This window comes from Aliiroseovarius sp. Z3 (assembly GCF_029105185.1).
Lineage (GTDB): Bacteria > Pseudomonadota > Alphaproteobacteria > Rhodobacterales > Rhodobacteraceae > Aliiroseovarius.
In genome coordinates this window covers 158837-171050 of sequence record NZ_JAFMZK010000002.1, presented here as the reverse complement: position 1 = coordinate 171050, position 12214 = coordinate 158837, and the positions used below count along the sequence as shown (strand labels likewise).

General features: G+C 57.9%; 11 protein-coding genes. 4 read left to right on the top strand and 7 right to left on the bottom strand.

Annotation, left to right across the window (positions count from 1 at the left end; genetic code table 11):
• Positions 1–94 precede the first annotated feature (94 nt).
• The gene (locus J3R80_RS03810) at positions 95–553 is read left to right on the top strand and encodes an Lrp/AsnC family transcriptional regulator (protein ID WP_275392432.1); all 459 of its coding nucleotides are present in this window, start codon (positions 95–97) and stop codon (positions 551–553) included.
• On the opposite strand, the gene J3R80_RS03805 is transcribed toward J3R80_RS03810, so the two are convergent.
• Positions 550–1530 carry a glutathione S-transferase family protein gene (locus tag J3R80_RS03805; protein ID WP_275392431.1) on the bottom strand — a complete coding sequence of 327 codons (981 nt, stop codon included), beginning with the start codon at positions 1528–1530 and terminating at the stop codon, positions 550–552. The two genes, J3R80_RS03810 and J3R80_RS03805, sit on opposite strands and share 4 nt — an antisense overlap.
• A 101-nt stretch (positions 1531–1631) precedes the next feature.
• Positions 1632–5060, bottom strand: a complete 3429-nt coding sequence (locus tag J3R80_RS03800) for an indolepyruvate ferredoxin oxidoreductase family protein (RefSeq protein ID WP_275392430.1) — start codon at positions 5058–5060, stop codon at positions 1632–1634.
• A gap of 128 nt (positions 5061–5188) precedes the next feature.
• Here J3R80_RS03800 and J3R80_RS03795 point away from each other — a divergent pair, with 128 nt between their 5' ends.
• Positions 5189–5647, top strand: a complete 459-nt coding sequence (locus J3R80_RS03795; protein WP_275392429.1) for an Lrp/AsnC family transcriptional regulator — start codon at positions 5189–5191, stop codon at positions 5645–5647.
• 114 nt (positions 5648–5761) lie between these two features.
• Here the strand turns inward: J3R80_RS03795 and J3R80_RS03790 are convergent, their stop codons facing one another.
• Genes J3R80_RS03790 through J3R80_RS03770 form a run of 5 tightly spaced genes read right to left on the bottom strand, consistent with a single transcriptional unit; the run spans position 5762 to position 10493 of the window.
• Complete coding sequence (locus J3R80_RS03790) at positions 5762–6328, bottom strand: DUF3833 family protein (RefSeq protein ID WP_275392428.1); 567 nt, start codon at positions 6326–6328, stop codon at positions 5762–5764.
• Complete coding sequence (locus tag J3R80_RS03785) at positions 6325–7551, bottom strand: MFS transporter (RefSeq protein ID WP_275392427.1); 1227 nt, start codon at positions 7549–7551, stop codon at positions 6325–6327. The genes J3R80_RS03790 and J3R80_RS03785 overlap by 4 nt, the downstream gene beginning before the upstream one ends.
• The gene (locus J3R80_RS03780; RefSeq protein WP_275392426.1) at positions 7552–8061 is read right to left on the bottom strand and encodes a hypothetical protein; all 510 of its coding nucleotides are present in this window, start codon (positions 8059–8061) and stop codon (positions 7552–7554) included.
• Positions 8048–9211: a cyclopropane-fatty-acyl-phospholipid synthase family protein gene (locus J3R80_RS03775; protein WP_275392425.1), complete on the bottom strand. Its 1164-nt coding sequence runs from the start codon at positions 9209–9211 to the stop codon at positions 8048–8050. Before J3R80_RS03775 ends, J3R80_RS03780 begins: the two co-directional genes overlap by 14 nt.
• The gene (locus J3R80_RS03770; protein WP_275392424.1) at positions 9162–10493 is read right to left on the bottom strand and encodes an FAD-dependent oxidoreductase; all 1332 of its coding nucleotides are present in this window, start codon (positions 10491–10493) and stop codon (positions 9162–9164) included. The genes J3R80_RS03775 and J3R80_RS03770 overlap by 50 nt, the downstream gene beginning before the upstream one ends.
• Before the next feature lie 145 nt (positions 10494–10638).
• Between J3R80_RS03770 and J3R80_RS03765 the strand changes: the two genes are divergently transcribed.
• The gene (locus tag J3R80_RS03765; RefSeq protein ID WP_275392423.1) at positions 10639–11409 is read left to right on the top strand and encodes a DUF1365 domain-containing protein; all 771 of its coding nucleotides are present in this window, start codon (positions 10639–10641) and stop codon (positions 11407–11409) included.
• Entirely contained in the window at positions 11409–12134 is a 726-nt protein-coding gene (locus J3R80_RS03760) for an SDR family NAD(P)-dependent oxidoreductase (protein ID WP_275392422.1), read from the top strand. Before J3R80_RS03765 ends, J3R80_RS03760 begins: the two co-directional genes overlap by 1 nt.
• Positions 12135–12214 lie beyond the last annotated feature (80 nt).

The following is a 12214-nucleotide window of genomic DNA, read 5'->3' as shown; positions in this document are numbered from 1 at the left end:
CGCGCCTACATCATGCCCTATCCGGGGTTTCAGAAGATTGCGAAATATGCCACTACAGGCATACAAATTAGCATATCCTGCCAACGAGGGAGCAATGGACCGAAAAGATCGCCAAATAATTCGCGCCTTGCAGCAGAATGGGCGGATGACCAATCAAGATTTGGCTGAGGCTGTGAACCTGTCGCCGTCGCCTTGCCTGCGGCGGTTGCGGAACCTCGAAGCCTCGGGGGCTATTCGCGGGTTCGCGGTAGAGGCGGACGCCGCGACCTATGGTTTGCCCATCACGGTATTTGTGCGCATCCGGTTGGAGCGTCACAACGAAAACGACGTGAAACGGTTCGAGGGGCGCATCTTGTCCATCGACGAAGTGCTGGAATGCCACGTCTTGACGGGTGCGACAGATTACCAGCTTCGCGTGGTCGTGTCGGATCTGGATGCGTATGAGGATTTCATCCGCAACCGCATCCATCCGATCGGTGGCATTGCGTCGATCGATACCAGCTTTGTCTATGGCACCGTCAAGAAAACCGCTGTTTTCCCGCTGCTGGATTAACTCAGTGCAGCCCGGTTATGCGGGGCTTCAAAATCAATGACGGGGCCCATCGGCACCACGCCACTTGGATTGATCGTCTCGTGACTGCCGTAATAGTGGTTCTTGATGTGATCCATATTCACAGTCGCCGCGACGCCGGGCTGTTGATACAGGTCTCGCAGATAACCCCACAGATTAGGGTAATCAATAATCCGGCGCTGGTTGCATTTGAAATGCCCGACATAAACGGGATCGAAGCGCACAAGCGTGGTGAACAGGCGCCAATCCGCCTCTGTAATGGTTGATCCGGTCAGGTATCGCTGTGAGGCCAACCGTTGATCGAGGTCATCGAGAGTTTCGAAAAGCGGCACCACAGCTTCTTCATACGCCTCTTGCGTCGTTGCAAACCCGGCTTTGTAGACCCCGTTGTTGACGGTGCTATAGATGCGATCGTTCAACGCGTCGATCTCATCACGCAAGGCTGAGGGATAGAAATCGCCCTCCTTCGCACCGATACCATCAAAAGCGGTGTTGAACATGCGGATGATTTCCGAGCTTTCATTAGACACGATGGTCTTTTCTTTCTTGTCCCACAGAACCGGCACGGTTACCCGGCCTGAATAGTCCGGCATCGCAGTGGTATAGATCTGATGCATAAACTCGGCCCCGTTCACGGTGTCGGGTATCCCGCCATCGACCGGGTGAAACGTCCAGCCATCCCCGGCCATATGCCAATGAACGACCGAAATCGGGATCATCCCCTCCAACCCTTTCAGTGCGCGGAAGATCAGCGTGCGATGCGCCCAAGGACAAGCCAGCGATACATATAGGTGATAGCGATCCGGTTCAGCCTTGAACCCGGCCTTGCCACTTGGTCCGGCAGACCCGTCGGCGGTGATCCAGTTGCGAAACTGGGCATCCTTTCGCTTGAACCGCCCACCGCTGGACTTCGTATCATACCATTGGTCGACCCATTTGCCGTCTTGCAGCAGTCCCATGCCATCCTCCTATGTGTTCGGAAACACATGGTAGGTTTTCTGCGACGGACAACAAGGGCAGGACCGAAAACGGTCGAGGTCTTAACACAATATCGTGTGCATCAGCCGGCTAAGGCGCGTTCAAGCGCGGTATCTGCTTTGGGCCGCATCTCGGCCACGGCACGTCGCTTGACCGGGCCATAACCACGCATCTCAAGCGGGGATGACAGGAACGCCAGCGCATCGTCGCGGTTGGTCGAGGTAATCTTGCCGGTCAATTGTTGCAGCCCGCGTTCATACCACGTGACCAACGCCCGTTCCTCACGCCGCTCTGCGGTATATCCAAACAGGTCAAACATGGTCCCGCGCAAGGATTTGAGCCGCGCCAGCCGGGTCAGCACCGTTCCGATCCAAGGCCCGAAGGACCGTTTGCGTGGCCGCCCGCGGGCGTCTTTGCCCAAAGGCAGAAGCGGCGGTGCAAAGTGGTATTTCAGCGTGAACCCCGGTTCGAATTCCTGCTGCAACTGGTCATGGAATCCCATTTGGGTGTGCAGCCGCGCCACCTCGTATTCATCCTTGTAGGACATGAGCTTGAACAGGCTTTTCGCAGCCACTGGCAAAACTTCATCTCGCAGACCCTCGGGCAATCGCGCCGCAAACTGATCTAGTGTTGTCCGATAGCGGTCAGCGTAGGTCGCATCCTGATATCCAATCAGGAACTCGGCCCGTTTCTCGATCAGCTCCTTGGGAGTCTCTGCTTCGTCCGGTTTGGGATCGGACAGGGCGACGCGATCCGGGGCCGCGGCCAGCACACGACCCAGATCAAAGGCGCGACCGTTTTCAGGTGTTTTTACGCCGTTCAACTGGATCGCCTGTTTCAATGCGATCTCGGACACCGGCACCAAACCCATTTGCCACGCATAGCCCAGCATGATGACGTTGGCATAGACGGCATCGCCCAGCAGGGTTTCAGCCGCGCGGTTGGCATCAAGACCGGACACGTTGTCCGCCCCCACAGCCGCACGGATCGTTCGCTCGCGCATATCTATGCGCAAGCTTGCGTCACGCGACAGAACCAGATCGCCGGTTGGCATCTCGGCCCGGTTCAGCACGACCTTGCTGCCCGGCCTGTAATGCACCGACGCCTTGGGCGACGACGACACCACCATGTCGCAGCCGATCACCGCATCCGCAGATCCCGTATCAATCCGCACCTGATGCACCTTGTCTGGCGACGCGCCCAGGCGGATATAGCTAAGCACCGTGCCAAATTTCTGTGCAAACCCGGTGAAATCCAGAACGCTGGAGCCTTTGCCCTCAAGATGCGCCGCCATCGTGATCAGGGCGCCTACGGTCACGACACCCGTGCCACCAACACCTGTGACCAACAGATCATATGGCTCGGCGATACTTGGCAAATCAGGTTGCCCCACATCCTCCAGCATCGCCGCCACATCCAGTTTGGACGTGTCCCGCTTGCGCCGCGTCGCCCCTTCGATGGTCACAAAGCTGGGGCAGAAGCCATTCAGACAGGACATATCCTTGTTGCAACTGGATTGGTTGATCTTGCGTTTACGCCCAAACTCGGTTTCCAACGGCTCGACGCTCAAACAGTTGCTTTCCACCGAACAATCGCCACACCCCTCGCAAACCAGCGGATTGATGTAAGGCACCGTTTTCGGGTCTTCCATCGTGCCGCGCTTGCGGCGGCGGCGCTTTTCCGTGGCGCAGGTCTGCTCATAGACCAGCACGGTCACCCCCGGAATGTCGCGCAGCTCGCGCTGCACCTGATCCATCTCGGCCCGGTCGTGAAAGGTTACACCGGCTGGAAAGTCACCGCGTGTGAATTTTCCGATATCATCGGACACAAGCGCGATCCGCTGGACCCCTTCGGCGCGGCATGTCTGCACGATCCCGGTCACGCTGACGGGGCCGTCCACGGGCTGCCCGCCCGTCATGGCCACGGCATCATTATAGAGGATCTTATAGGTGATGTTCGTCCCCGCTGCGATCGCCTGCCGGATCGCCAACGAACCAGAATGATACCACGTGCCCTCGCCCAGATTCTGGAAGATGTGTTTGCCGCCATTGAAGCGGGATCGGGCAACCCACGGCACACCCTCGCCCCCCATCTGCGCATAGCCCGTGGTGTTCCGATCCATCCAGCTGGCCATCACGTGACACCCGATGCCCGATGCTGCAACGCTGCCCTCGGGAACCTTGGTTGAAGTATTATGTGGGCACCCGGAACAGAAATAGGGCGTGCGCGTGGCCCCGTCAGTTTTCAGAACACAAGGCGGCTGAGCCACCAGCGCGTTGGCCCGCGCTGTGAAGTTCTCGCCCGGAAAGACCTTGTCCAGACGGGTGGCCACGATGGGGACCAGCATCAGCGGGCTAAGCTCACCCGTCCAAGGGATCAGCGGCTCGCCCTGACTGTCATATTTCCCCACCATCCGGTTGGGCTTCGTGCCGGGCCAGTCATAGAAATACTCCTTGAATTGGCTTTCGATGATGCCGCGTTTTTCTTCCACCACCAGCACTTCGGTCTTGCCGCTTACAAAGCCCAGGGCGTCTGTCCGGTCCAGCGGCCAGACCATTCCGATCTTGTAAATGTCGATGCCCAGCGCCCGGCATTTGACCTCGTCCACCCCCAATAGTCGCAAGGCTTCCATCAAATCCAGATGACCCTTGCCGGTGGTCACGAACCCGAAGGTGGCATCGGCAATGTCATAGATCGCCCTGTCAATCGGGTTGGCTTCGACAAAGGCGCGCACGGCGGCCAGTTTGTGCCCGATCCGTGTCTCGATCTCGGGGCTGGGCAGGTCGGCCAGCCGCACATGCAACCCGCCGGGCGGCACCTCGATCTCGGGATAGGTGAACTGACGATCTGGCAGAAGTTCGACCGACTGACCGGATTCCACCGTTTCCGAGATCGCCTTGAACCCCACCCACGTGCCGCTGAACCGCGACAGGGCAATGCCGTATTCGCCAAAGGCCAGATATTCCGCGACCGAGGCCGGGTTCAGCGTGGGCATGAACCAAGACATGAAGGCGACGTCCGACTGGTGCGGCATGGACGAGGACACGCAGCCATGATCGTCGCCTGCCACGACCAGAACCCCACCTTTCGGGGCCGATCCATAGGCGTTGCCATGTTTCAGCGCATCGCCCGACCGGTCCACCCCCGGCCCTTTGCCATACCACATGGAAAACACGCCCTCGACCTCGCAATCGGGATCAAGACTGGCTTGTTGGGCGCCCAGAACCGCGGTGGCACCAAGGTCTTCATTCACCGCCGGAAGGAAGGTGATGTTGTGATCAGCCACGCGCGCCTTCTCGCGCCACAGCTCAAGATCCAGGCCACCCAAAGGCGACCCGCGATAACCCGAGATGAACCCCGCCGTGTTCACCCCGGTCGCCCGGTCGCGCCGCGCCTGATCCAGCATGATGCGCACCAGCGCCTGCGTGCCGGTCAGAAAGACGCGGCCTGTTTCGCGGCCATAGCGATCAGCGAGTTGATAGGTTGGAAAGTCTGGATCTTGGCGTGTCATGGCTGGCTCCACATATTCATCACCAAGATATTTCATCTGACTTGGTGATTCATACCTTTCGACGCCGCACCTAATGCGATATTTGGTAAACTGAACCCACATCGGGTTAAGTAAAGGAAAAATCTACCATGGAGTTAGACGCCAAGGATCGCCGCATTCTGGACCTTTTGCAGCGGGACAGCACGATCTCGAACGCCGAGCTTGCCAATGCGGTGGGGATGTCGACTTCGGCCTGTTGGCGCAAGGTGCGCGCGCTTGAGGATACGAAGATCATCGAACGCTACGGCGCCTATCTGAACCCCGCCAAGGCCGGGCTGAGCTTTCAAGCCATCGTGCATGTGCAACTGACCCGCCACGATCCCGACAAGGTCGAGGATTTCATACAGGCGGTGAACCGTCGCCCCGATGTGGTGGAATGCTTCGCCACCACCGGGCAGGCAGATTATCACCTGCGGGTGCTGTGCCACGATCTGGCGGCCTTCAACGCGTTTCTGGAAGGGTTCCTGTTCAAACAGACGGCGGTGGAAAGCGCACAGACAAACGTGGTGCTGCGCGACATCAAGAAACATTCGCCCATTCCGGTGTGACGGAATGCTGGGGCGTGCGCAGTCCGGGCACGGTGCGCCAGCCCAGTAGCCCAATGGTATATGGGTCGCGACAGGGATCACACTCGGTTCCGATTGTTCTTCTGCTTTCTCTATTCAAGGCCACGGTTTCGTTCCATCAATCGGGCGCATGGTGGCGATCAGCTCGGCAACCTTTAGCCCGTATTTGCGCATCTCGGACTTGTTCATGATCACACCGTCTTCCGTCAAATACAGCCAGTCAGTGGCGCTGAGCGTGTGACCACCCGCCTCGGGTGGCAGAACGATCTTGTAACGGATCATCACGGTGGACCCGGACACAACACCCTGCCCTTCGCCCACAATGTCGTCGGCGGTGGCAGTGAATGTACTGCCCTCGCCCAACTTCAGAAACCATTTGCGGTTCTGGGTGCGTCCGTTGGAGTAAGTGAAGGTCTCGGTCAACGTGCCGGTGTCGCCCTCCCACTCCCCTTCCATTTGGGCGACGAAACTGTTGGTCATCTTGCCCGTCGGACCAAAGATCAGCCCTTCGGACGCAAATGTACCGGACAGATGCTCTTTCATCGAAAACGCTGGTCCGGTTCCGGCATAGTTCTCGGCGCTTTGGGCGCGGAAGCTGAACAGGACGGTCTTGGCGAATGTCGCTGCCAATATCAGAAGCAGAAGCGCGGTCAGAATTTTCATTGGGGTCTGTCCTCGGTTGGAAGCGCCAGCACAAGACCAAAGGCGCAGAGTTTCAGGATGCAGGGCACGACGGCATAGGCGATGTTCAGCGTCGCAAGGGCACCGTCGCTGTTCACTTGTCCGGGCTGAAAACCTTGGTGTTCAAGCAGCGGCAATACGACAAATGCCGCCAGCGCCAGTCCCAACTTGCCCGCAAATGACCAGATGCCGAACGCTGCCGATGCGTTCAGCCCAGCCTTGGTCAACACGACCGAAAACATGGCAGGCAAGACCACCATATCCGCCCCCAATGCGGCACCGGATGTCACGCAGATAACGGCAAAGCCGACAAGGTTTCCGGGGGCCAAAAAGGCCGCTCCGACAAAGCCGAGGATCGCAAACGGCATGGAAACGACCAGCGTCATTCTGGTGCCCACCAGACGGCTGAGCCGTGTCCATAGCGGCACGCTGAGCCCCGCGCACACAAAGAACAGGATCAACAGAGGGCCAGCCTTGCCAGGCAATTGCAAGCGGTCTTCCACGAAGAACAGAAATAGGGTGGAGGTGACGGCGACGGGCAGGCTGTTAACCAATGCCAGCACCAGAAGGCGCAGCGCCCCGGCGCTTGCCAAACCGGAATAGGACAGCCCTTCACCCAGAACAGGGGTGCGCCGCCAGATCGGACGGCTGACCAATGCGACAGTTACGGCGATCGCGCACAGAAACCATCCAAAGGCGGGATAACCCTGCCCGCTGACGCCCAACCCCTTGAACACGGCAGGAGCTACGGCAGCAAGGACAACGCCAGTCAACATGCCGGCTTCGCGATATCCGGCAAGGGTCATCAGATCGTGTGCACCGCTCGATTTCGCAAGTGTCGCGCTGCGGCCATACAACAGGATCATTCCCAGACTATAGGCCGAAAACAGCAGCACCAGAACGACCGACATCTTGATCACGACAGCCTGACCCGGTTCGAGCGAGAACAGGATGGGAAAGCCAATGGCCAGGCCGGCTGCGGCCAGCATTGCAAACAATGTCTGTGCCTTTGGCCAACGGTCGACTGCCCATCCCAGCAGCGGGTCTTGCACCAGATCCACGAGCCGAATGGCCAACAAGATCACCCCGATCGCGCCCAGCCCGACACCCAGATTGACCGAGGCAAACCGCGGCAAATGGATGTAAAGCGGAATACCGGCCGCGGCCAGCATCATGGCATAAAGGCTGACGCGCGGATAAACCATCTAGCTCCCCGTCAGCTTGCGGGTGAATGGTTTCGAACGCGTGTTCTCGCCCACAAAAATGCCCATGAAACGTTGCTTGATCTGTGGATAGGTCAGCGTGCAGGTCCGTACGCCATTGCGCCAGAACCCGATATTGTCCGGCCCATCCGAAATGGCCAGATATCGGTCGCCCTTGCCCACGGCATCAAAACAGGCGTTCAATTTCGCCTCCAATGGCAGTGTGCCCCCGGTGCGTTTGAACTCGCGCATTGTGGCCTCGACCAGATCATATTGGGTAAGATCGCGAAGATAGGTCAGTTCGATTCCGAAATCCTGACTCCAGTTCAGTGCACCTCCGCCGACGGTGAACAGCCGGGCCTGATAGAGCGGCAAGCCAAGAAACCGCAGTGTCGCTGCGCCGCGCACCTTAGCCCCCGGCAGGACAGAGGAGGCAACGCCACTTTGCGCCGAAGCAGAAGGTGCTCCAACAAACAGCGAGACGACGATTGAGAAGGCTTTAACCGCGCGCATGGGCCAGTTCCACCTGAACGACATTTGTGTGCCCGATGGCAAAAGACGCGGCGCAGATCTCAAGATAATACTGCCAGTTGCGGAAGAAAGCCTCGCCATAGCCCATTTCCGATATCTTGCGCTTCTGCGCTGTGAACCGTTCGGCCCAAATGCGACATGTCCGGGCATAGTCCTGCCCAAAGGCGAAACTGTCTTGCACGTGCAAACCCGCTTGGCGGGCTTGGTTTTCAATTACGTGGTCTGAAAGCAGCATTCCTCCGGGGAACACGTATTGCCGGATGTAATCAGATGACGCCTTGTAGGTTTCAAAGAAGCTGTCTTTGACAGTGATGGTCTGCAACAGCACCCGCCCACCTTCGGCAAGGTTGTCTTTGAGAACCGAGAAGTAGCTGGGCCAATAGCGCGCGCCCACGGCCTCGATCATCTCGATCGAGACGATATTGTCGTACTTGCCATTGATGTCACGGTAGTCACGCAATTGAATGTCAGCCCTGCCATCCAGGCGACATTCGGCATAGCTATGCTGGTTGCGCGAAATGGTGACGCCCGTGACGTCACGCCCCTGCTGGGTGGCGTGTTCGGCAAACCCACCCCAACCGCAGCCGATTTCCAATACCCTTTGACCCGATCCAAGCCGGGACAAAGCCCGCGCATTCTTGCGCGTCTGGGCGACGCTCAGGTCATCACATCCTTCAGCAAACAGACCCGAGGAATAGGTCATGCCCTCATCCAGCCAAAGCTGGTAGAACTCGTTGCCGACATCATAATGCGACCGGATATTCTTGCGCGACCCTCGTCGGGTATTGGCGCGCAACATCGTATCTACCAGACGAAACTTTGCTCGATTGAATACACTTGCCTGATCATAGCTGCCAAGGTGGTCACGATTGCGCATCGCAACAGACATCAGCGTTTCAATCGACGGCGTGTCCCACATGCCCTGCACATAAGTTTCGCCCAGACCCACCTGCCCGTGCGCGGCCATGGCCGACACGGCGGCCCAATCATTGATCTTCATTTCCGCTTCCGGGCCAGCAGAGCCGAAATGATAGGTGTCGCCCTCGGGCGTGTGCAGGGTCAACTGTCCCTCATGCAACCGTTCACAGGTGGACAGGAATTCCGACTTCAGGGCTTTGTTCGTCAAACGCAATATCCGATCCTTTCGCTGGTTGGTCTTGGTTGATCATCCGTACGATCCGCATCGCGCTGGCGATGCCGTCCTCGTGGAACCCGTGGCGGTGATACGCGCCAGCAAACCATGTCCGGTTCAGGCCTTGCATGGCACGCAGCTCTTGCTGCGCTCGCAAGGCCGCCTTGTCAAAAACCGGGTGTGCGAACGTCACCTCGTCATAGATCTTGTCCGCCGCGATTGGGGTCGAGGGATTCAGCGTCACGAAAAGCGGATCATCTTCGGGAATGTTCTGTAGCTTGTTCATCCAGTAGGTGACGCCAATCGCCCCATCTTGCGAGCGATAGGCCCAGCTGGACCACGCCGCACGGCGTTTCGGCATCTGGCTGGCATCGCAATGCAGCACAGCTTTGTTGGGTTGATAACGGATGCGGTCCAGCGCACTTGCCTCAGGCTCCGTGGCTCCGTCACCCAACATAGCAAGGGCTTGGTCAGAATGGCAGGCAAGGATGATGTCATCATAGCCCTTGTCCTCGCCCCCGGCGGATTGGACGGTAACGCCATAGGGCATCCGCGCGATGCGCATGACCGGGGCACCCAAACGAATGTCGACACCACGCGTCCGCAAAACAGCCTCAAGCCGGGTCACATATTCGACGCTGCCGCCTTTGACGGTCCACCACTGATGTTCGCCCAGCCCCGCCAAAAGGGCGTGGTTGCGGAAAAATTGCACAAGAGACTTAGCGGGAAACTGATCGACCTCGGTCAGAGGCGTCGACCAGATCGCGCCGCACATCGGCATCAGATAATTGTTCCGAAACCACTGCCCAAGACCCAGCTCGTCCACCAGCTCGGCGATCGTCTTTTCGTCATCCTGCGCCGCGGCCTCGGCACGTTTTCCGAAACGCAGGATGTCCGCGATCATTTTATAGAATTGCGGACGCAGCAGATTTCGTTTCTGGGCGGTGATGCATTTCAGGTTGTTCAACCCGTATTCAAGCCAGCCATCATCTATGCTTGCCCCAAAACTCATCTCGCTTTTCATCACCGGCACGTTCAACTCGCGAAACAGGCGCGTTAGGTAAGGATAGGTGACATAGTTGAACACGATGAAACCGGTATCGACCGGCTGATCACCGTTCTTGCCCGCCATGACGGTGCGGGCGTGCCCGCCCAAGCGCGGCGCAGCCTCGTAAATCGTGACATCGTGGTTTGGCGACAGGTAATAAGCAGCCGACAGGCCAGATATCCCACCGCCAACAATCGCAATCTTCCTACGCGGGCCGAGCTGTTGATCAAGCATTGACGCCTCTTTTTTCCAAGTCACATGAATGGATTACGGCGTGCCGAGCGGCTTGGATCAGTCAGATCAGAAGAAAGTGCGTGTTTTTGCGCTGCCCGAGCGAAAAACGTGATCCAGATCCGAAGATGGTGCGTAAACAAGGCAAATGGTCGATCATGTCCAAGCACATACGTTGCACGCAAGACGCGGCAAGTTGAAAAACGCCTTTACCTATGGCGTCGATTTTGTGCTGTGCGATCTTGAAAAGGACAAGCAGCCGGCCCTGCTATCACGCAATAGAGTCAACCTCTGGTCCCTTTGGGACAAGCACCATGGTGGTCCACGCGGAAACGGCCTTGGGGTGGATTGGTTTCGCGCAGAACTTGCGCAGCGCGGATTATCAGGTGACGATCTGCGCCTTTACCTGTTGACTCAGCCCAGCTTCCTTGGGTTTCATTTCAACCCTGTCAGTTTCTGGATCGCAACGAAGAACGGCACCGCGCGCGCCTTCGTCGCCGAGGTTAACAACACCTTCGGGCATCGTCACTGCTACTTCTGCGCCCATCCTGATTTCCGACCGATTGACAGGCGCGATGAAATCGTCGCCGAAAAGCTGATGCACGTGTCCCCGTTCCAAAAGGTTGCGGGGCAGTATCGTTTCAACTTTGGCATGACGGAGCAAAAATTCGACATTCGCATCCAGTATGAAAACGGCGACGAAGGCGTTTTGGCCACGTTGGTTGGTGATCGGAAACCCGCCACCAATCTTTCGTTGATCTGGGCGGCTGTGCGTCGCCCCTTTGGTGCGCTGCGGGTTGTGGCTTTGATCTATTGGCAAGCCTTGATCCTGTATCTCAAACGGGCACCCTTTCTGCGAAAGCCCGCACCACCCGATCACTTGATCACGGACAGCCGAACATTTCGAGGCACCGATTGATGATCAGTTTCAAAGGCAGAACCTATTGGTTGATCGGTGCCAGCGAAGGCCTTGGCCGCGCGTTGGCGCATGATTTGGACAAGGACGGGGCCAAGCTGGTGCTATCGGCGCGCAACCAAGATCGCCTGAACGATCTGGCGGGTGATCTTACCGATGCGCGCGTGGTTCCCATCGACGTGACTGACCCCGAGAAAGTGGAAGCCGCGGTTGCGCAAGTCGGAGATGTCGATGGTGTCGTCTATATCGCCGGGGCGTATGACCCAATGCCCGCCACGGAATGGGACAGCGCCTCGGCAATTCAAATGTGCAACGTCAATTTCGTCGGCGCAATGCATGTTATGGGACATCTCGTGCCCACGATGGTCGCGAAAGGTCAGGGTGACATCACCCTTATCGGGTCTTTGGCGGGATATCGTGGTTTGCCCAAATCCATTGGCTACAGTGCCAGCAAAGCAGCGCTTATCAGCTTGGCCGAGACCTTGCGGTTTGACCTGAAAGACACCGGCGTGGTGGTTCGGATCGTCAACCCCGGATTCATCAAGACCCGCCTGACGCAGAAAAACTCCTTCAAAATGCCTATGCTGATGACGCCTGAAGATGCGGCCCGGCAGGTGGTGAAGGCGATGCGTAAAACCAGATTTCGCACCGATTTTCCTGCGCCGTTCTCTTGGGGCATTCGTTTGCTGAACTACTTGCCTGACCTGATCGTCTATCGCGGGAAATAGGCTCCCCGCGCCTACGAAACACGAAACGGCCAACCTAAAAAAGCAATGCCGCTCAAACCGGGCGGCACGTGTCGCGGATG

Excerpts from the sequence above, each read along its gene's own strand:
- J3R80_RS03810 (WP_275392432.1), top strand. The coding sequence starts at position 95 with ATGGACCGAAAAGATCGCCAAATAATTCGCGCCTTGCAGCAGAATGGG.
- J3R80_RS03805 (WP_275392431.1), bottom strand. The coding sequence starts at position 1,530 with ATGGGACTGCTGCAAGACGGCAAATGGGTCGACCAATGGTATGATACG.
- J3R80_RS03800 (WP_275392430.1), bottom strand. The coding sequence starts at position 5,060 with ATGACACGCCAAGATCCAGACTTTCCAACCTATCAACTCGCTGATCGC.
- J3R80_RS03795 (WP_275392429.1), top strand. The coding sequence starts at position 5,189 with ATGGAGTTAGACGCCAAGGATCGCCGCATTCTGGACCTTTTGCAGCGG.
- J3R80_RS03790 (WP_275392428.1), bottom strand. The coding sequence starts at position 6,328 with ATGAAAATTCTGACCGCGCTTCTGCTTCTGATATTGGCAGCGACATTC.
- J3R80_RS03785 (WP_275392427.1), bottom strand. The coding sequence starts at position 7,551 with ATGGTTTATCCGCGCGTCAGCCTTTATGCCATGATGCTGGCCGCGGCC.
- J3R80_RS03780 (WP_275392426.1), bottom strand. The coding sequence starts at position 8,061 with ATGCGCGCGGTTAAAGCCTTCTCAATCGTCGTCTCGCTGTTTGTTGGA.
- J3R80_RS03770 (WP_275392424.1), bottom strand. The coding sequence starts at position 10,493 with ATGCTTGATCAACAGCTCGGCCCGCGTAGGAAGATTGCGATTGTTGGC.
- J3R80_RS03765 (WP_275392423.1), top strand. The coding sequence starts at position 10,639 with ATGGTCGATCATGTCCAAGCACATACGTTGCACGCAAGACGCGGCAAG.
- J3R80_RS03760 (WP_275392422.1), top strand. The coding sequence starts at position 11,409 with ATGATCAGTTTCAAAGGCAGAACCTATTGGTTGATCGGTGCCAGCGAA.